This is a genomic window from Pseudomonas guariconensis, from assembly GCF_024127895.1.
GTDB lineage: Bacteria > Pseudomonadota > Gammaproteobacteria > Pseudomonadales > Pseudomonadaceae > Aquipseudomonas > Aquipseudomonas guariconensis_B.
The window spans coordinates 39123-59115 of the sequence record NZ_JAMYBK010000026.1 but is presented as its reverse complement, the minus strand read 5'-3'; the positions used below and the strand labels follow the sequence as shown (position 1 = coordinate 59115).

Sequence of the window (19993 nt, the reverse complement as noted above, 5' to 3'; positions counted from 1 at the left end):
CGGCGACCACACATGATGCGGTTTGCACGGACAGTGTGGGAGCCGGCTTGCCGGCGATGGGGCGCGAAGCGGCCCCAAATGACAACTGAACGTCTTAACTGACCGGCATTGAGCTTCGGCTGCCCTTTTTCATGAAGGTGTCCCAGGCGCGAAGTGGCCCTGGAGGTGGCTGAATGCCCCACCTGGCCGGCATGGAGCCGCGCCTGCTGTCAGGAGGCGTATTCGTACACATGTCGTCCGATGAGGAATCTCCCATATCCCTGCGGCTTGAGTTACAATTCACGGCTATTTTTCGGCGGGCGTCCGGCTCGCAGCCTTTTCGAGTGTTGACCCGTGAGTGATTTGAGTCATATCCGCAATTTCTCCATCATCGCCCACATCGACCATGGCAAGTCGACGCTGGCCGACCGTTTCATCCAGATGTGCGGTGGCCTGACGGCACGCGAGATGGAAGCCCAGGTCCTCGACTCCATGGATCTGGAGCGCGAGCGCGGGATCACCATCAAGGCCCACAGCGTCACGCTGCACTACAAGGCCCAGGACGGCAAGACCTACCAGCTGAACTTCATCGACACCCCCGGCCACGTCGACTTCACCTACGAGGTCAGCCGTTCGCTGGCCGCGTGCGAAGGCGCGCTGCTGGTGGTGGACGCAGGGCAGGGCGTCGAGGCCCAGTCCGTGGCCAACTGCTATACCGCCATCGAGCAGGGCCTGGAGGTCATGCCGGTGCTGAACAAGATGGACCTGCCCCAGGCCGACCCGGACCGCGTCAAGGACGAGATCGAGAAGATCATCGGCATCGACGCCACCGACGCCGTGGCCTGCAGCGCCAAGAGCGGCATGGGCGTGGACGAGGTGCTCGAACGCCTGGTACACACCATCCCCGCGCCCGAAGGCGAGATCGACGCGCCCCTGCAGGCACTGATCATCGACTCCTGGTTCGACAACTACCTGGGCGTCGTCTCCCTGGTGCGTGTACGCCACGGCCGGGTCAAGAAGGGCGACAAGATCCTGGTCAAGTCCACCGGCAAGGTGCACCTGGTCGACAGCGTCGGCGTCTTCACCCCGAAACACACCCAGACCGCCGACCTCAAGGCCGGCGAGGTGGGCTTCATCATCGCCAGCATCAAGGACATCCACGGTGCCCCGGTCGGTGATACCCTGACCCTGTCCTCGACGCCCGAGGTCGAGGTCCTGCCCGGCTTCAAGAAGATCCAGCCGCAGGTCTATGCCGGCCTGTTCCCGGTCAGTTCCGACGATTTCGAGGACTTTCGCGAAGCGCTGCAGAAGCTGACCCTGAACGACTCCTCGCTGCAATACCTGCCGGAGAGCTCCGACGCCCTCGGCTTCGGCTTCCGCTGCGGCTTCCTCGGCATGCTGCACATGGAGATCATCCAGGAGCGCCTGGAGCGCGAATACGACCTGGACCTGATCACCACCGCGCCGAGCGTGATCTACGAACTCGAGCTCAAGACCGGCGAGACCATCTACGTCGACAACCCGTCCAAACTGCCGGACGTCTCGGCGGTCGCCGACTTCCGCGAGCCGATCGTCCAGGCCACCATCCTGGTGCCCCAGGAGCACCTGGGCAACGTCATCACCCTGTGCATCGAGAAGCGTGGCGTTCAGCGCGACATGCAGTTCCTCGGCTCCCAGGTGCAGGTGCGCTACGACCTGCCGATGAACGAGGTGGTGCTCGACTTCTTCGACCGTCTGAAGTCCACCAGCCGCGGCTATGCCTCGCTGGATTATCATTTCGATCGCTACCAGTCGGCCAACCTGGTCAAGCTGGACGTGCTGATCAACGGCGACAAGGTAGACGCCCTGGCGCTGATCGTTCACCGCGACAATGCCCACTACAAGGGCCGTGCGTTGACGGAGAAAATGAAGGAACTGATCCCTCGGCAGATGTTCGACGTGGCGATCCAGGCAGCCATCGGCGGCCAGATCATCGCGCGCACCACTGTCAAGGCGCTCAGAAAGAACGTACTGGCCAAGTGCTATGGCGGTGACGTCAGCCGTAAGAAGAAGCTGCTGGAGAAGCAGAAGGCCGGTAAGAAACGCATGAAACAGGTGGGCAACGTGGAAATTCCACAGGAGGCCTTCCTCGCCGTGCTCAGGTTGGATAGCTAGGTCCTATGTCGCTAAATTTCCCGCTGTTGCTAGTCATCGCCGTTGCCGTCTGCGGCCTGTTGGGCTTGATCGACCTGCTGTTCCTGGCTCCGCGCCGGCGGGCGGCGGTCGCCAACTACCAGGGCAGCGTCAGCCAGCCCGAGATGGCGGTGGTCGAGCGTCTGAGCAAGGAACCGCTGCTGGTCGAGTACGGCAAGTCGTTCTTCCCGGTGCTGTTCATCGTGCTGGTGCTGCGCTCGTTCCTGGTCGAGCCGTTCCAGATCCCTTCGGGATCGATGAAACCGACCCTGGAAGTGGGCGACTTCATCCTGGTGAACAAGTTCTCCTACGGCATTCGCCTGCCGGTGATCGACAAGAAGGTCATCGAGGTGGGTGACCCGCAGCGCGGCGACGTGATGGTGTTCCGCTACCCCAGCGACCCGAACGTCAACTACATCAAGCGCGTGGTCGGCCTGCCGGGCGATCAGGTCCGCTATACCAGCGACAAGCGCCTGTACGTCAATGGCCAGCCGGTCGCCGAGCAGCTGGTCGGCGCCGAGCCGGGTACCTTGGGCAGCGCCCAGCTGTACAAGGAGAAACTGGGCGAGGCCGAGCACCTGATCCGCAAGGAAATGAGCCGTTACCGTATGCCGCCGGACCAGCAATGGACCGTGCCGGCCGGTCACTACTTCATGATGGGCGACAACCGCGACAACTCCAACGACAGCCGCTACTGGGACGATCCGAACATTCCGAAGGAACTGCACGGCATGGTTCCGGATCGGAACATCGTCGGCAAGGCCTTCGCGGTGTGGATGAGCTGGCCGGAGCCCAAGCTCAGCCACTTCCCCAACCTGTCGCGGGTCGGCCTGATCCATTGATACCAACGGCGCTGTCCTGATAGACAGCGCCGAATGCTTTTCTGACATAGGCTGTGTTCTCAGGGATCGGGAGATTCCACCGCCCCGGGGTGGTGGGCCACAGCCAAACAGTCTTTCAGGATGTTGATTTGAACAACGCGTTGAACAACCCACGGGTGGCCCCATGAGTGCTTCCCTTGCCCGCCTGGAGCGCAAGCTCGGCTATACCTTCAAGAACCAGGAGCAGATGCTCCTGGCCCTGACCCATCGCAGCTATGCCGGGCGCAACAACGAGCGCCTGGAGTTCCTGGGCGATGCGATCCTCAACTTCGTGGTCGGCGAGGCGCTGTTCGAGCGCTTTCCGCAGGCCCGCGAAGGCCAGTTGTCGCGCCTGCGCGCGCGCCTGGTCAAGGGCGAGACGCTGGCCCGCCTGGCCCGCGGCTTCGACCTGGGCGAGTACCTGCGCCTGGGGTCTGGCGAGCTCAAGAGCGGCGGCTTTCGCCGTGAGTCGATCCTCGCCGACGCCCTCGAGGCGCTGATCGGGGCGATCTACCTGGACGCCGACATGGCGACCGCCCGCGAACGCATCCTGGCCTGGCTGGCTGGCGAGTTCGACGGCTTGACCCTGGTCGACACCAACAAGGACCCCAAGACCCGCCTGCAGGAGTTCCTGCAGTCGCGTGCCTGCGAGCTGCCGCGCTATGAAGTGGTGGACATCCAGGGCGAACCTCACTGCCGGACCTTCTTCGTCGAGTGCGAAGTGGTGCTGCTGAACAACAAGAGCCGCGGCCAGGGCGTGAGCCGGCGTATCGCCGAGCAGGTCGCCGCCGCCGCTGCACTGATCGCCCTGGGCGTGGAGAATGGCAATGACTGATAGCAACCCGACCCGCTGCGGCTACGTGGCCATCGTCGGCCGCCCCAACGTGGGCAAGTCGACCCTGCTCAACCACATCCTCGGCCAGAAGCTGGCGATCACCTCGCGCAAGCCGCAGACCACCCGTCACACCATGCTCGGCATCAAGACCGAAGGCGACGTGCAGGCGATCTACGTCGACACGCCCGGCATGCACAAGGCCAACGACAAGGCCCTGAACCGCTACATGAACCGCACCGCCTCGGCCGCCCTGAAGGACGTGGACGTGGTGATCTTCGTGGTCGACCGCACCCGCTGGACCGACGAGGACCAACTGGTGCTCGAGCGCGTGCAGTACGTCAAGGGCCCGGTGATCCTGGCGGTCAACAAGACCGACCGCATGGACGAGAAGGCCGAGCTGATCCCGCACCTGCAATGGCTCCAGGAGCAACTGCCGAACGCCGAGATCGTGCCGATCTCCGCCCAGCAGGGGCACAACCTGCAGGCGCTGGAAGAACTGATCGGCCAGCACCTGCCGGAGAACGAGCATTTCTTCCCGGAAGACCAGATCACCGACCGCAGCAGCCGCTTTCTCGCCGCCGAGCTGGTACGCGAGAAGATCATGCGTCAGCTCGGCGCGGAGCTGCCGTACCAGATCACCGTGGAGATCGAGGAGTTCAAGCAGCAGGGCCATGTGCTGCACATCCATGCGCTGATCCTGGTCGAGCGTGACGGGCAGAAGAAGATCATCATCGGCGACAAGGGCGAGCGCATCAAACGCATCGGCTCCGACGCGCGCAAGGACATGGAGCTGCTGTTCGACGCCAAGGTCATGCTCAACCTTTGGGTCAAGGTCAAGGGCGGCTGGTCCGACGACGAGCGCGCCCTGCGCTCGCTGGGCTACGGCGACCTGTAATTTCCGGCGGCCCGGCGCTTCACGGGCCGCCCACCCTCCGGGCCCTTCCCCATGGAACAACCAGTCGGCCAACCGGCTTACGTGCTGCACAGCCGCGCCTACCGGGAAACCAGCGCGCTGGTGGATTTCCTCACGCCCCAGGGGCGCGTGCGCGCGGTGCTGCGCCGGGCCCGGGGCAAGGGCGGCAGCCTGGTGCGGCCGTTCGTGCCGTTGGAGGTAGAACTGCGCGGGCGTGGCGAGCTGAAGAACGTCGGCCGCCTGGACAGCGTCGGCGTGGCCGCCTGGCTGCATGGCGACGCGCTGTTCAGCGGGCTCTACCTCAACGAGCTGCTGATGCGCCTGCTGCCGGCGGAAGTGGCCCATCCGCTGTTGTTCGAGCATTACACCTTGACCCTCCAGGCCCTGGCCGCCGGCCGGCCGCTGGAGCCGTTGCTGCGCGCCTTCGAATGGCGCCTGCTGGATGAGCTGGGCTATGCCTTCGCCCTGGACCGCGACGTCAACGACGATCCGGTCCAGGCCGACGGCCTGTATCGTCTGCAGGTGGATGCCGGGCTGGAGCGGGTGTACCTGGTCCAGCCTGGGCTGTTCAACGGTGCCGAGCTGCTGGCCCTGGCCGAGGCCGACTGGGATGCACCGGGTGCCTTGCTGGCGGCCAAGCGCCTGATGCGCCAGGCCCTGGCCGTGCACCTGGGGCCCAAGCCACTGGTCAGCCGGGAACTGTTTCGCAAGCGCTGAGCACGTCGTATGCTGTGAGGCCCGATTTTCAGGAGAGCCTTTCGTGACTCACAGCAACCGCATGCTTCTCGGCGTCAACATCGACCACGTGGCGACGCTCCGCCAGGCCAGGGGCACGCGTTACCCGGATCCGGTCAAGGCCGCGCTGGACGCCGAGGAAGCGGGCGCCGACGGCATCACCGTGCACCTGCGCGAAGACCGCCGGCACATCCAGGAGCGCGACGTGCTGCTGCTCAAGGACGTGCTGCAGACCCGCATGAACTTCGAGATGGGCGTCACCGAAGAGATGATGGCCTTCGCCGAGAAGATCCGTCCGGCGCATATCTGCCTGGTCCCCGAGACGCGCCAGGAACTGACCACCGAAGGTGGCCTTGACGTCGCCGGCCAGGAAGCGCGGATCAAGGCGGCGGTGGAGCGCCTGGCGCGTACCGGTGCGGAGGTTTCGCTGTTCATCGATGCCGACGAACGGCAGATCGAAGCCTCTCGTCGGGTCGGTGCCCCGGCCATCGAACTGCATACCGGGCGCTATGCCGATGCTCAGTCGCCGACCGAGGTGGCCGAGGAACTCAAGCGTATCGTCGACGGTGTCGCCTTCGGCGTTGGCCAGGGCCTGATCGTCAACGCAGGCCATGGTCTGCATTACCACAACGTCGAGGCGGTGGCGGCGATCGAGGGCATCAATGAGCTGAACATCGGCCATGCGCTGGTGGCGCATGCGTTGTTCGTCGGTTTCAAGGCGGCGGTGGCCGAGATGAAGGCCTTGATCGTCGCGGCCAGCGCGCGCTGACCCAGGTGGGGCCGCCTTGCGGCCCTTTCGCGAATGGCTTACTTGCGCGCCAGCAGCGTCGCCCGACGCGGGGCTGGCAGGCCTTCGATGGTCAGGCTGTGGTCGTGCGGGTCGAGGAAGTCGCCGAGCGACTGGTAGCGCATCCACTCGGTGCTGCGCTGCTCCTGCACGCTGGTGACGCTCAGGTCGACACAGCGCACGTCACGGAACCCGGCCCGGCGCAGCCAGCGCTCCAGCGCCGGTACCGACGGCAGGAACCAGACGTTGCGCATCTGTGCGTAGCGGTCCTCGGGCACCAGCACCTGGTGTTCGTCGCCCTCGATCACCAGGGTTTCCAACACCAGCTCGCCCTCCTTGACCAGGCAGTCCTTGAGCGCCAGCAGGTGCTCGATGGGCGAGCGGCGATGGTAGAACACGCCCATGGAAAAGACCGTGTCGAAACCTTCCAGGTTGGCGGGCAGGTCTTCCAGGGCGAACGGCAGGTGCCAGGCCGGCAGGTCGGGCAGGTATTTCTGCACGGCCTGGAACTGGCAGAAGAACAGCCAGTTGGGGTCGACGCCGATGACCATGTCGGCCCCGGCGCCGAGCATGCGCCACTGGTAGTAGCCATTGCCGCAGCCCACGTCGAGCACGCGTTTGCCCTTGAGGTCCAGGTGCGGGGAGACTCGCGACCATTTCCAGTCCGAGCGCCATTCGGTGTCCACGTGCACGCCGAACAGGTCGAACGGCCCCTTGCGCCAGGGCGAGAGCCCCATCAGTGCCTGGTGTAGCACGGCGCGGGTAGCGTCGTCGCACGCACAGTCCAGGCGCAGGCCGTCGGCCAGGTCGATTTCGCTCGCCTGTAAATCAGGCAGGGCCTCCAGGGCGCCACGCCAGCGGTCGAGATCGCCATGGCCTTTTTCCAGCTTGGCTTCCAGTTGTGCCTGCAGGCCTTGGGACCAGGTGGCGAGAGGCGTACCCGCCAGGCGGCGGACGAGAGGGGACAGATCGATCATGGCAGGGCAATCAGCGAGGCGAAGTTGAGGCATTGGAACCAGGGCACGACCTTGGAGAAGCCGGCGTCGCGCAGGCGTTGCTTGTGGCTCTCCAGGCTATCGGGCTTCATCACGTTCTCGATGGCGCTGCGCTTCTGGGCGATTTCCAGTTCGCTGTAGCCATTGGCACGCTTGAAGTCCAGGTGCAGTTCGTTGAGCAGCGCCTGTTCCTGGTCATCCTCGAACCGCAGTTTCTCGGAGAGGATCAGCGCACCGCCGGGCAGCAGGGCCTGGTGGATGCGGCCAAGCAGTGCCAGGCGTTGCTCCGGGGCGATGAACTGCAGGGTGAAATTCATCGCCACCACCGAGGCCGGTTCGAACGGCAGGGCGAGGATGTCGGCTTCCAGCACCTGCACCGGCAGCAGTTCCTGGAACATCGAGTCCTGGGCAGTGAGGTACTGGCGGCAGCGCTCGACCATGGCGACGGAGTTGTCCACCGCGATCACCCGGCAGCCGTCGGTACGTACATGGCGGCGCAGGGCCTGGGTCACCGCGCCGAGCGAGGCGCCCAGGTCATAGAGGGCCGTGTGCGGCTGGGCGAAGCGGGCCGCCAGCACGCCAAGGTTCTCGACGATGGTCGGGTAACCGGGCACCGAGCGCTTGATCATGTCCGGGAACACCCGCACCACATCCTCGTTGAAGACGAAGTCGGGCACCTGCTCCAAGGGCTGGGCGAATAGGCGGTCGGGTTCTTTGCTCACGGTGGATCCAGGCGGCTGGCAAACTAGAGGGCCGGCATTCTAGCCAAACCGCGGCAAGCTTGCATGGTTGGCTGACCGGCGCCGTGTGCTCATTGCACCCGAATCGTGCAGTCGAAGGTCTGCACGGGGCGGACTTCCGGTGCCCAAGGTTGCTGGTAGACCAGGATCAGGTGGCCCTCGCCGGCGGCCTGGGCCTGGAAGCGCCAGGTGGAAACACCGGCGCTGCCGACGATGCCGGCCTCTTCAGGGGCGCTGTAGACCTCGGGGCCGAGGCTGCGCAGTATGTTCGCAGCGGGGTCTTGCAGCAGCCAGCGATAGCCGGTGGAGGGATTGCTGGGCAGGGTCAGGGTCAGCGTCTGGCCGACCTGCAGGTGCCTGGGGCATTCGCTCTCGGCGTCCAGGTCGACATTCTGGCGTGGCTGCTGGGCGCAGGCGGCGAGCAGGGCGAGGCTCAGGGGAACGAGCAGGCGAAGGACGGTCATGTTGGCTCCGGAGGCTGGCGATGGCCTGAGGATACCGAAGGTGTCGGATCAATGTGTAGCCTGTGCCGGCCCATTCGCCTCGAACCGCTGCGAATGGGCCGCACTGCGGCCGCCGGCCTTCAGAACAGCACTTTCGCCACATCGGCGAAGCGCTTGGCGAAGTGCACCGTCAACCTGTCGCGCAGGTAGTCCGGCAACTCCTCGAAATCCCCCCGGTTGGCTTCCGGCAGGATCAACTCGAAGATCTTCTGGCGCCTTGCGGCGATCACTTTCTCGCGCACTCCGCCAATGGGCAGGACCTGGCCGGTGAGGGTCAGCTCGCCGGTCATGGCCACGCCTTTCTTCGGCGACTGGTCGCGGGCCAGGGACAGCAGGGCGCTGGCCATGGTGATGCCGGCGCTGGGGCCGTCCTTGGGCGTGGCGCCCTCCGGCACGTGCAGGTGGATGAAGGCCTCGTTGAAGAAACCAGGGTCGCCCCCGTACTGCTTGAGGTTGGCACTGACATAGCTGTAGGCGATCTCAGCGGACTCCTTCATCACATCACCCAGCTTGCCGGTCAGCTTGAAACCACGGTTGAGGGTATGGATACGCGTGGCCTCGATCGGCAAGGTGGCGCCGCCCATGCTGGTCCAGGCAAGGCCGGTGATCACGCCCTTGCCGGCCAGCACCTGTTCGCTGCGGAACACCGGCATGCCCAGCGCCGGCTCCAGGTCCTTGGGGCCGATCCTGAGCTTGGCGTCCGGGTCTTCCAGCAGCTTGACCACGGCCTTGCGCACCAGCTTGCCCAGTTGTTTCTCCAACTGGCGCACACCGGCTTCGCGGGCATAGCCTTCGATCACCAGGCGCAGGGCGCTGTCGCTGATGCCCAGGCTGCTCTTGGCCACGCCGGCCTTGGCCAACTGCTTGGGCCACAGGTGGCGCTTGGCGATGGCCAGTTTTTCCTCGGTGATATAGCCAGACAGGCGGATCACCTCCATGCGGTCGAGCAGGGGGCCGGGGATCGAGTCCAGGGTGTTGGCGGTACACACGAACAGCACCTTGGAGAGGTCCAGGCGCAGGTCCAGGTAATGGTCGAGGAAGTCGACGTTCTGCTCCGGGTCCAGGGTTTCCAGCAGCGCCGAGGCTGGGTCGCCCTGGTAGCTCTGGCCCATCTTGTCGATCTCGTCGAGCATGATCACCGGGTTCATCACCTCGACCTCCTTGAGCGCCTGCACCAGCTTGCCTGGCTGGGCGCCGATGTAGGTGCGCCGGTGGCCCTTGATCTCGGCTTCATCGCGCATGCCGCCGACGCTGAAGCGGTAGAACGGCCGGCCGAGGGATTCGGCGATCGACTTGCCGATGCTGGTCTTGCCGACCCCGGGCGGGCCGACCAACAGGACGATCGAGCCGCTGATCTCGCCCTTCCAGGCGCCCACGGCGAGGAATTCGAGGATGCGTTCCTTGATGTCGTCCAGCCCTGCATGGTGCTGGTCGAGGACCTTGCGGGCGTGCTTGAGGTCGAGCTTGTCCGCACCGTACACGCCCCAGGGCAGGGCGGTGGCCCATTCCAGGTAGTTGCGGGTAACGGCGTATTCCGGCGAACCGGTCTCGAGGATCGCCAGCTTGCTCATTTCCTCGTCGATGCGCTTTTTCGCCGACTCGGGCAGGGTCTTGCCCTCCAGGCGTTGCTGGAACTGCTCCAGGTCGGCGCTGCGGTCGTCCTTGGTCAGGCCCAGTTCCTGCTGGATGACCTTGAGCTGCTCCTTGAGGAAGAATTCGCGCTGGTGCTCGCCGATCTGCCGGTTGACCTCGGCGGAGATCTCGTTCTGCAGGCGCGCGACCTCGACCTCCTTGCGCAGCATCGGCAGGACCTTTTCCATGCGCTTGAGCATCGGCACGCAGTCGAGCACTTCCTGCAGTTGGGCGCCGGTGGCGGAGGTGAGTGCCGCGGCGAAGTCGGTCAGCGGCGACGGGTCGTTGGGGCTGAAGCGGTTGAGGTAGTTCTTCAGCTCCTCGCTGTACAGCGGGTTCAGCGGCAGCAGCTCCTTGATCGCGTTGATCAGGGCCATGCCGTAGGCCTTGACCTCGTCGGTCGGCTCGGCCGGCTGGCGGGGGTAGTCGACCTCTACCAGGTAGGGTGGACGATGGTGCTTGAGCCAGGTACGGATGCGTACCCGGGTCAGGCCCTGGGCGACGAACTGCAGCTTGCCGTTCTCGCGGCTGGCGTGGTGGACCTTGACCAGGGTGCCGTACTGCGGCAGGGCCGAGGTATCGAAATGGCGATGGTCTTCTGGCGGGGTGTCCATGAAGAACAGGGCCAGGGAGTGGTGGGGCGTCTTGGCCACCAGGTCGAGGGTTTCCGCCCAGGGCTCTTCATTGACGATCACCGGCAGCACCTGGGCCGGGAAGAACGGGCGGTTGTGGATCGGGATCACATAGACCTTGTCCGGCAGTTGCTGGCCGGGCAGGGCGAGGTGGTGGCCGGTGGTGGCCTTGGCTTCGAGATGCTCGACTTCGCTGTGTTCGTCGGGATGTTCCGGGAAATCCTGCTGGTCGCTCATGGGGCACCTGCGTGAATGGCTATGGTGCTTAGATGGGGCGGGGGAGGACGGGTTTCAACCCGTCCCAGGGGCAAGGCGCTTCACTTCAAGCTGCAAGAAGAAGCAGATCGTGCATGCTCCACTTTCTTCTTGCAGCTTGCAGCTTACTCGGCGAGCTTGTAGGCGATGATGTAGTCGCCCATCTTCGTGCCCAGCGAGCCGTGGCCTCCGGCGGTGACCAGCACGTACTGCTTGCCATCCTTGCCGGTGTAGGTCATCGGCGTGGCCTGGCCGCCTGCCGGCAGGCGGGCTTTCCACAGCTCCTTGCCGTTGTTCACGTCATAGGCACGCAGGTACTGGTCCAGGGTGCCGCTGAGGAAGCCCACGCCGCCGGCGGTGACGATCGAGCCGCCCATGCTCGGCACACCTACCGGCAGGCCGATCGGCACCGGGGTGCTGTCGCGGGTGGTGCCGTTCTTGCGCTTCCACACCACCTTGTTGGTGAACAGGTCGATGGCTGCCACGTAGCCCCAGGCCGGTGCCTGGCAAGGTACGCCCAGCGGCGACATGAACGGGTGCATGATCACCGCGTAGGGTGCGCCGGTGTTCGGTTGCACGCCGCTGGTCTCGCTCTCGCGCTTGCTGCCGGCGGCGACTTTCTCGCGAGGTACCATCTTCGACACGAAGGCCATGTAGTTCGGGGTGGTGAACAGCAGTTGGCGCACCGGATCGACCGATACGCTGCCCCAGTTGAACACGCCGACGTTGCCCGGGTAGACCAGGGTGCCCTGCTCGGAGGGCGGGGTGTACTGGCCTTCGTAGCGCAGCTCGCGGAACTGGATGCGGCAGAGCATCTGGTCGAACGGCGTGGCGCCCCACATGGCCTGTTCGGTCAGCTCAGGGCCGAGCAGGTTGAGGTCGGAGCGGGCCTGGGTCGGCGCGGTACGGTCGCCCTTGACGGCACCTTGCGGCACCGGGATCTCGCGGATCGGCACGATCGGCGTGCCGTCGCGGCGATCGAGCACGTACAGGCTGCCCTGCTTGGTCGGCACGATGACCGCTGGCTTGATGCCGTCGTCGGTCTTCAGGTGGACCAGGGTCGGCTGGCTGCCCACGTCCATGTCCCACAGGTCGTGGTGGGTGAACTGGTAGTTCCAGCGCACCTTACCGCTGGCCAGGTCCAGGGCGACGATGCCGGCGCTGTACTTCTCGGCGCCTGGGGTGCGGTCGGCGCCCCACTGGTCCGGGGTCTGGTTGCCCAGGGGCAGGTAGATCATGCCAAGGTCTTCGTCGACGCTGGCGATCGACCACATGTTGGCCGAGTTGCGGCTGTACATCTGGCCGGCGGCCAGGGGCTTGGTGTCGTCCGGGTTGTTGCTGTCCCAGTTCCACACCAGGCGGCCGTCGTGCACGTCGTAGGCGCGGATCACCCCGGACGGCTCGTTGGTCGACTCGTTGTCGGTGACGTGGCCGCCGATGATCACCAGGTCACGGGTGATCGCCGCGGGCGAGGTGGAGTAGTAGCCGCCGGCGGTGAACGGGCCGATGCCGGTGGTCAGGTCGATCACGCCCTGGTTGGCGAAGCCTTCGCAGACCTTGCCGGTGTCGGCGTTGATGGCGATCAGGCGGGCGTCGGCGGTAGGCAGGTAGAGCCGGCGCGGGCAGGCCTGGGCGACTGCCAGGCCCGCGTCGGAGATCTTCGGCGCCGGGCTGCCGTCGCGGCTGACGTAGCGGTTCTCGTCATAGTAGGAGACGCCACGGCAGGTCATGTGGGCGAAGCCCTTGAAGGTGCCCACTGGGCTTTTGATCTGCGGGTCGTAGCGCCAGATCTCGGCACCGGTGTCCGGGTCCAGGGCCAGCAGCCTGCTGTGGGCGGTGCAGGCATAGAGCATGCCGTTGACCTTCAGCGGGGTGTTCTGGTTGGTCAGCTCCACCGGGTCGTTTTCGGTCGGCAGGTCGCCGGTGCGGATGCGCCAGGCTTCCTCCAGGCGGTAGACGTTCTGTGGGGTGATCTGGCGCAGCGGCGAGTAGCGATCGCCATGCTCGGTACGGCCGTAGGCCTGCCATTCGCCGTCGGGCATCGCCGGGGCGGCGCTGGCCATTTCGCTGCTGTCACGGCCCAGTTCGCCATGGATCTCGCCCGGGTGGGTGAACTGGCTGGCCACGGCGGTAGCACCGGAGGCGACGACCGCAAGGCTCAGCACGGCGGTGTTGACCTTGGAGGAAGGGCCCACCAGCGAGCGACGCGCCCAGGGCAGCAGCAGGAGCACGCCGATGGCGAACCAGATGGCCAGGCGCGGCACCAGTTGCCACCAGTCCAGGCCCACTTCCCACAGGGCCCAGAGCGTGCTGCCCAGCAGCACCAGGCCATACAGGCCCAGGGCGATGCGGCGCATGGCCAGCAGCAGGATGCCGGACAGGGCGAAGCCGATACCGGCGATCAGGTAGTACAGGGAACCTCCCAACTGGCTCAGCTTGATGCCGCCGGCCAGCAGGGCCAGGCCCATCAGCAACAGCAGCACGCCCAGAAGGCGCGGTAGCCAGCGGGTTCCATTCTTGGCACCGTCAGTGCTCATCGTATGTTCTCCGTAGGTCGAAGGGTGGGTTTAGAAACTGCTCTGGATCTTCAGGCCGCCGATCAGGGCGGCGTCGACCTGCGACACACCGCCCGGATGGCGGATGTACTGCAGGTTGGGGCGTACGGTGAGCCAGTCGGCCAGGTGGATGCCGTAGTAGAGCTCGGCGCTGTACTCGGTGTCCTGGACGGGCAGGTAGCCTGGGTTGTCGTAGTCGTCGAGGCCCGCGGCCTGGTTGATGAGGCGCGCGTTCTTGCGGTAGGCGGGATTGACGTGCACGCGAGCGAGGGCGAAACCGATGTCGTCCTTGGCGCGGGCATCGAAGGGCCCTTTGTACACCACACCTGCCTGAACATAGTTGTCGATGGCATTGGTCTTCTTGTCGTGCAACGTGGCATTGGCGAACAGGCTCAGGCCACGCGACTGGTCAGAGGCCAGGGACGTCAACTGCTGCTGGCCGCCGAGCCAGAAGCCGTGCTTGCTGGACCTGCTGCGGTAGGTTTGGCCACTGAGGGCCGCGGCCTGGCCGTTGTCGTCCCGGTAAACATCTTGTGCCTTGGCATTACTGTAGTAGTAGCCGGCGCGATATTCCCCTTTCAGGCCATTGACCCGTGGGCTCCAGACCAGTTCGACCGGCATCACGGCGCCTTGCGTGCCGCTGCCGCTGAGCTTGAAGCCGTTGCCGGACTCGAGGTTGGAGGGATTCTGTTCGAAGAGGCCGACCTGGGCATAGAGGTCGTCGCGCAGGTTGTAGCGCACGCGCAGGGCCCACTGGCTGACCGGCCAGTTGTACCAGATGTCGCCGACCCAGTTGCCCACCTGGGAGCCGCAGAACGCCAGGTTCTGGAAGTCGCAGGGGAAGCTGTTGAAGTCCTCGCCCTCGCCGAAGCGGCCGAATTTCACGTCCAGGGCGCCGTCGAGGTACTTCTGCTTGATCCACAGTTGGGTCAGCCGCCAGGTCTGGCCACGGCCCCAGACTTCCTGGGCCGAGGTGAAGCCACCGACCCGTGGGTCGTTGATCCGGTCATTGCTGATGTTCTGGCCATGGCGCTCGGTGATCGTCAGTTGGAACTCGGCGTCGTGCCAGCCGAGGATCTTCCCCAGGTCCAGGTGGCTGGCGAAGGTGAACTGGTCGCTGTAGCGCGCGGTGCGGTCATGGTCGTAGCCACCCTGCAGGTTGCTGCCCATCTCGCCGGTATAGCCAAGGGTGAAGTCGTAGCCTTTTTCCAGCAGTTCGCTGCGGGTGCCGTCCCAGTCGCCGAGCATCCATGGCGAGTCGCTGGCGAACATTTCACTGGCGCCGACGAGGGGTGACAGGCTGCCGAGCAGGGTGGCAAGGGCAAGGCCCGGGTATCGGGATCGAGGCAGTTGGAGCATGAGATAGCGCTATCTTTTGATTATTGAAAAAACGGCGAACGCATCGAAGAGACGGGCCCGTCGATGAGATTGCGTGCAAGGTTCGTGGGTGAAGCGTTTCAGCGTGTGGCGAGGAGGATATAGGGGAAGTTGTAAGAAAAAAAGACAAAATGTCGCAGGGGATTGTTGTCGCTGGGGTAACAGTCGGGCGCGTCGGGGCTGCTTCGCAGCCTATCGCCGGCAAGCTGCGCACACAGGGACCGCGCCGTTCTTGAGGTCGGCGCCGGACCTGAGAGCCGGCTTGCCGGCGAATGGGGCGCACAGCGCCCCCTTGCGATCAGAAGGACGTACGCAACCCCACCTGGACGCTACGCCCCGGCGCCGGGGCGATATCCCGCAGGATCGAGCTGGCGTAGCGCACGGTCTGGTCGGTCAGGTTCTCGCCCCGCACGAACGCCAGCCACTGGCTCTGGCCGATGTCGAAGCGATAACCGAGGCTGGCACCGAGGGTGGTGTAGCCATCGGTGCTGGTCTCGTTCGACGGCTTGCGGTGCTGGGAGGCGGCATGCTGGACGTCGACGCGCGCCTGCCAGCGATCGCGCTCCCAGAGCAGGGCACTGTTCAGGCGCAACGGCGCGATGCGCGGCAGCGGCTCGCCGCTGTCGAGGTTCTTGGCCCGGGTGTAATCGCCAGACAGCTCCAGGGCGAAGCTGCCATAGCGGTTCTCGGCCAGTTGCCAGCGGTCCTGGGCCTCGATGCCGTAGAAGCGAGCGCGCACGCCCTGGTACAGGTACTCGGGAATGTCGCCGTGCTCATGTTCGTGGTCATGGTCGTGATCGTCGTCATGATCGTGATCGTGATCGTGACCTTCGCGCAGGTTGCCGCTGCCGATCAGGCCGATGTAGTTGCGAAAGTGGCTGTAGAACACTCCGACGCTGCCCTTGTGGGTGCCATTGTCGAAGCGCAGTGCCAGGTCGCCGGAGATGGCCTTTTCCTTATTCAGGCCTGGGTCGCCCACTTCGTAGGCGCCGGTGGCCACGTGTGCGCCGTTGGCGTACAGCTCATAGAAGGTCGGTGCGCGTTCGGTGTAGGCGAGGCTGGCGGCCAGCGACCAGACCGGGTCGAACTGGTACACCGCGCCGGACGACAGGCTGGCGGCGGTGAAACTGCTGGCGTCGTCGGCGCCGATGAAGTGCTCGTTGCCCTTGGCGTCCGGGTCGACCCGGGTGTGTTCCAGGCGCGCACCCAGGCTCAGGTTCAGGCGTTCGCTGGCCTGCCACTGTTCGAGCATGAACAGCGCCAGGCTGTCGGTGTCGGTGTGCGGGACGAAGGCTTCCTCACCCAGGGCGGAGAACTCGTTGCGGCTGACCTGGGCGCCGATCACGCCCTCGACCGGGCCGAGTGGCTGGTGGCGCGCTTCGATGCGGGCTTCGTAGCCCTTGTTCTTGAAGGTGGTATGCACTTCGCCGCTTTCGATCTCGCGGTGTTCGTAGTCGGTGTAGCCGGCATCGACCTTGACCGAGCTGAACGGGCCTTGCAGGTCGCGCAGCTCCGAGGCGAAGCCGTAGTGGTCCTGCTGCATGTCCAGGCGTACGCCGGGCTCGGCCACCGAGCCATAGTTGCTGTCGTAGCGGCTGTAGGACAGGCCGGCATAGCCGTGGTCCCAGTGGTAGGCCCCCCCGAGCGCACCGCCGTCCTGGCGTCCGTCGCTGTTCTCCAGGCGGTGGCGGCTGCCCGGTTCGTCGGCATCGCGGACCTTGGAGCTGCGGGCGTAGCCTGGGATGCGCAGGTCGTTGAACTGGCGGCTGTTGGCATCCAGGTGCAGGGCGAAGGCGCCGTTGCCGGCTTCCAGCTTGCCGGCGCTGCTGCGGGTGGTGTCGGCGCCGCCATAGCGCAGTTCGCCGGCACCGTGGATGCCGTCGATGGGCGAGTCGGGAATGCGGTTGTCGAAGGTATTGACCACGCCACCGATGGCATTGCCGCCGTAGAGCAGGGCGGCCGGGCCCCGGACGATTTCGATGCGCTCGACATTGACCGGGTCCAGGGGCACGGCATGGTCATAGGACAGGGACGAGGCGTCCAGGGCGCCCACGCCGTTGCGCAGGATGCGGATACGGTCGCCGTCCAGGCCACGGATCACCGGGCGGCTGGCGCCGGGCCCGAACCAGGTGGAGGCGACACCGGGTTGTTTGTTGAGGGTTTCGCCGAGGCTGCCCTGCTGCTGTTGCAGCAGGTCGTCGCCTTCGAGGACGGTGCTCGGCGTGGCCAGTTGGCGGCTGCCCAGCGGGTTGGCGGTGATCACCTGGGGTTCCAGTTCCACCGCCTGGCTGGGCGTCGAGGCCAGCCAGAGCGCGACGGCGAGTGGGGAGAGACGCAAGGGCATGTGAAGCATGGGGCTGTGACGTTCCTTGGCAGAATAGTTGTTCTGTTACAATATAACATCACTATTTCAGCACAAGGGTATGGCCTCTGGCCAGGGGTTTTGTGTCGTCGATGCCGGCCCCTTCGCGGGCAAGCCGCGCCCAGGGTCTTGGGCGGACCGCATCATCATGGGGGGATCGACTCGAACCCTGTGGGCGCCGGCTTGCCGGCGATGGACCGCAAAATGGCAACCGGCAGCTGCCGGCCCCATCTGCCTGGAACCGCTCCGCCAGCCCCACCGGCCGCTAGACTCGTGTAAGGTGCGCATCTTTTCACCGCTGGAGCACTGGCATGAGCACGGCCCAACACAACGCGCTGCACGGCAAGACGCTGGAGCAGATCCTCACCGAGCTGGTGGCCCACTACCAGTGGCAGGGCCTGGCCGAGCGCATCGACATCCGCTGTTTCAAGAGCAACCCGAGCATCAAGTCGAGCCTGACCTTCCTGCGCAAGACACCCTGGGCCCGAGAGCGGGTCGAGCAGCTCTACGTGAAGCTGCAGCGGGCCGGCTGAATGCCGCGTCATCCCTGGCTGGTCCTGGCCGCGCTGCTTGGCTGGAGCGGCCTGGCGATACAGGTCTGGCTGGTGCTGCTGGCGCGTTGGCAGGAGCAGGCCAGCCTGGTCGGCGGCCTGATCAATGTGTTCGGCTATTTCACGGTATTGACCAATACCCTGGTGGCCACGGTGCTGAGCTACCGGGCCTTTGGCAGGGCGTCGCGGGCGAGGGGGATCTTTCTTTCACCCATGGTGAGTTCGGGGATTGCCACGAGCATCGTCCTGGTCGCCGTGGCCTACAACCTGTTGCTGCGGCACCTCTGGCAGCCGCAGGGGTGGCAATGGCTGGCGGATGCACTGCTGCACGACGTGATGCCGTTGGTGTTCGTCCTGTACTGGTGGCTCGAGGTACCCAAGGGCAGTCTGCGGCTCTGGCACTTGCCGGCCTGGAGCCTGTACCCGGCGCTGTACTTCGCCTTTACCCTGTGGCGTGGGCACGAGATCGGGGTGTATGCCTATCCGTTCATCGATGTGGCCAGTCTGGGGTACGGGCAGGTGATGCTCAATGCCCTGGGGGTACTGGTGGGGTTCTGGGGCATCGGCCTGGTGCTGCTGGGGGTGGATCGTTGGCGGGGCAGGCGGTTGCCGGGGATGGCGCAGTCGCGGTGAATCGCTGGGCCCCATTCGTGGGCAACTTCCACAGGGGCCGAGTCGACCACAAATGATGCGCTTTGCAGGGGCCCTCTAGGGGAGGGCTTGCCGGCGATGGGGCGCGAAGCGGCCCCAAACGGCATCGGGGCTGCAAACCTCATTCGTCGTCAGCGCTACCGTCCACACGCCAGTAGGCCGCAGCCTTCAAGGCATCCTCGGACACACCTTTCTCCAGCAGCAACGCCTTGGCCTGGCGGGTCAGGGTTCTTTCCAGGGCGATCCAGCCGTACAGCCGGCCCGCTGGCAGTGCCAGGTGTCGCACCCGGTCGAGCAGGTCTTCCTCGTGGCGACGCACCCAGATCACTTCCACCTGGGCCTTGCTCGGTAGTGGCTGGCGTTCCTGTTCATCCTCGACCTGGATCACCGCCAGTACCTGGCGGCCGGTCGGCAGTTCCTCCAGGCGCCGGGCGATGGCGGGAATGGCGGTCTCGTCGCCGACCAGCAGGTAGCTATCGAAGATGTCCGGCACCACCATCGAGGCGCGCGGGCCGGCGATGTCCAGGGTCTGGCCTGGCGTGGCCTGGGCCGCCCAGGTGGAGGCGGGGCCGTCGCCATGCAGGACGAAGTCGATGTCCAGCTCGTTGGCCTGCAGGTCGATACGCCGTGGCGTGTATTCGCGCATGGTCGGGCGAGCGCCGCCGTCGCGGCCCAGGTCGCGGGCATCGATGGCTTGTTGCTGCTCGGGCGTGAGGGCGAACAACAGCTTGATGTGGTCGTCGCTGCCGAGGCTGGTGAAGCCGGCGAGCTCAGGGCCGCCGAGGGTGATGCGGCGCATGCGCGGGGTCAGCTCGGTGACCCGCAGTACCTGCAGGCGGCGTTGCTTGATCGTGTGGTTGACGCGGTGGATGGTGTCGCTCATGGGGTGTTCTCCTGAACGGAATCGGCCGGCCCGGAGGCGATGGCCTTGGCAGTGTCGTTGAGCAGCGTGCGCACCCGCTCGATCTCTTCGGGCGACCAGCGTCCGCTGTGCATGTGCAGCGCGTGGCGCAGGTTGCCGACGGCTTCGTGGATTTGTGGGGGGCGGTCATGGCCACGCAAGGCGCGCTTGCTCACCTCAATACGCATGCGCACGCCGTCCAGCGCCACAGCCTGGGCGAGCAGGGCGTCGCGGCCGCTGTCGGTGATGGCGTAGAGACGTTTGCTGCCCTGCACCTGGCCGCTGATGAGTTCGGCCTCCTCGAGGAAATTGAGGGTCGGGTAGATCACCCCTGGGCTGGGGCTGTAGCTACCATCGAAGAGGCTTTCGATCTGGCGGATCAGGTCGTAGCCGTGGCCGGGTTGTTCGGCGAGCATCGACAGCAGCAGGAGCTTGAGATCGCCCGGGGCGAACACTCGAGGGCCGCGCTCGCCGCGACCAGGGCGGCGTTCGAATGGGTCATGGTCACGCATGCAAGGCTCCGTCTTTGACGATATATCGCTAGATATTACTCAAGAT

17 protein-coding genes are annotated in these 19993 nt (G+C 65.4%); 8 read left to right on the top strand and 9 right to left on the bottom strand.

Features of this window, described 5'->3' with window-relative positions:
- Positions 1-333: 333 nt before the first annotated feature.
- The 6 genes from lepA (at position 334) to pdxJ (ending at position 6263) form a co-directional block, all read left to right on the top strand.
- Positions 334-2133 carry a translation elongation factor 4 gene (gene lepA / locus NJF35_RS21000; RefSeq protein ID WP_225788085.1) on the top strand — a complete coding sequence of 600 codons (1800 nt, stop codon included), beginning with the start codon at positions 334-336 and terminating at the stop codon, positions 2131-2133.
- 5 nt (positions 2134-2138) lie between these two features.
- Positions 2139-2993, top strand: coding sequence for a signal peptidase I (lepB, locus tag NJF35_RS20995; protein ID WP_225788086.1), 855 nt, complete (start codon positions 2139-2141; stop codon positions 2991-2993).
- A gap of 163 nt (positions 2994-3156) precedes the next feature.
- Entirely contained in the window at positions 3157-3846 is a 690-nt protein-coding gene (rnc, locus tag NJF35_RS20990) for a ribonuclease III (protein ID WP_225788087.1), read from the top strand.
- Positions 3839-4741, top strand: a complete 903-nt coding sequence (gene era / locus NJF35_RS20985) for a GTPase Era (RefSeq protein WP_225788088.1) — start codon at positions 3839-3841, stop codon at positions 4739-4741. Before rnc ends, era begins: the two co-directional genes overlap by 8 nt.
- Before the next feature lie 51 nt (positions 4742-4792).
- Positions 4793-5476 (top strand): DNA repair protein RecO, encoded by a 684-nt coding sequence (recO, locus tag NJF35_RS20980; protein WP_253091439.1) that lies wholly within the window; start codon positions 4793-4795, stop codon positions 5474-5476.
- Between the two features lie 61 nt (positions 5477-5537).
- Positions 5538-6263: a pyridoxine 5'-phosphate synthase gene (gene pdxJ / locus NJF35_RS20975; RefSeq protein ID WP_262924644.1), complete on the top strand. Its 726-nt coding sequence runs from the start codon at positions 5538-5540 to the stop codon at positions 6261-6263.
- 38 nt (positions 6264-6301) lie between these two features.
- Here the strand turns inward: pdxJ and cmoB are convergent, their stop codons facing one another.
- From cmoB to NJF35_RS20940, 7 genes are all read right to left on the bottom strand, one after another.
- A complete protein-coding gene (gene cmoB, locus NJF35_RS20970) occupies positions 6302-7258 on the bottom strand; it encodes a tRNA 5-methoxyuridine(34)/uridine 5-oxyacetic acid(34) synthase CmoB (RefSeq protein WP_225788091.1) in 957 nt (318 codons plus the stop codon).
- Positions 7255-7998, bottom strand: a complete 744-nt coding sequence (gene cmoA / locus NJF35_RS20965; protein WP_225788092.1) for a carboxy-S-adenosyl-L-methionine synthase CmoA — start codon at positions 7996-7998, stop codon at positions 7255-7257. The genes cmoB and cmoA overlap by 4 nt, the downstream gene beginning before the upstream one ends.
- Before the next feature lie 89 nt (positions 7999-8087).
- Positions 8088-8480: a protease inhibitor I42 family protein gene (locus NJF35_RS20960; RefSeq protein WP_225788093.1), complete on the bottom strand. Its 393-nt coding sequence runs from the start codon at positions 8478-8480 to the stop codon at positions 8088-8090.
- A 119-nt stretch (positions 8481-8599) separates the two neighbouring features.
- Positions 8600-11020 (bottom strand): endopeptidase La, encoded by a 2421-nt coding sequence (gene lon, locus NJF35_RS20955; RefSeq protein WP_253091438.1) that lies wholly within the window; start codon positions 11018-11020, stop codon positions 8600-8602.
- Positions 11021-11163: 143 nt separating this feature from the next.
- Complete coding sequence (locus NJF35_RS20950; RefSeq protein ID WP_253091437.1) at positions 11164-13575, bottom strand: glucose/quinate/shikimate family membrane-bound PQQ-dependent dehydrogenase; 2412 nt, start codon at positions 13573-13575, stop codon at positions 11164-11166.
- A gap of 30 nt (positions 13576-13605) precedes the next feature.
- The gene (locus tag NJF35_RS20945) at positions 13606-14952 is read right to left on the bottom strand and encodes a carbohydrate porin (protein WP_253091436.1); all 1347 of its coding nucleotides are present in this window, start codon (positions 14950-14952) and stop codon (positions 13606-13608) included.
- 316 nt (positions 14953-15268) lie between these two features.
- The gene (locus NJF35_RS20940) at positions 15269-17323 is read right to left on the bottom strand and encodes a TonB-dependent receptor (RefSeq protein ID WP_253091435.1); all 2055 of its coding nucleotides are present in this window, start codon (positions 17321-17323) and stop codon (positions 15269-15271) included.
- Between the two features lie 320 nt (positions 17324-17643).
- Between NJF35_RS20940 and NJF35_RS20935 the strand changes: the two genes are divergently transcribed.
- Together NJF35_RS20935 and NJF35_RS20930 are read left to right on the top strand one after the other, a co-directional pair.
- On the top strand, positions 17644-17865 hold the full coding sequence (locus NJF35_RS20935) for a VF530 family DNA-binding protein (protein ID WP_225788098.1): 222 nt from the start codon (positions 17644-17646) through the stop codon (positions 17863-17865).
- On the top strand, positions 17866-18516 hold the full coding sequence (locus tag NJF35_RS20930) for a Pr6Pr family membrane protein (RefSeq protein WP_253091434.1): 651 nt from the start codon (positions 17866-17868) through the stop codon (positions 18514-18516).
- A 139-nt stretch (positions 18517-18655) separates the two neighbouring features.
- Here the strand turns inward: NJF35_RS20930 and NJF35_RS20925 are convergent, their stop codons facing one another.
- A complete protein-coding gene (locus tag NJF35_RS20925; RefSeq protein WP_253091433.1) occupies positions 18656-19417 on the bottom strand; it encodes a siderophore-interacting protein in 762 nt (253 codons plus the stop codon).
- Positions 19414-19947, bottom strand: a complete 534-nt coding sequence (locus NJF35_RS20920; RefSeq protein WP_225788101.1) for a PadR family transcriptional regulator — start codon at positions 19945-19947, stop codon at positions 19414-19416. The genes NJF35_RS20925 and NJF35_RS20920 overlap by 4 nt, the downstream gene beginning before the upstream one ends.
- Positions 19948-19993: the final 46 nt, after the last annotated feature.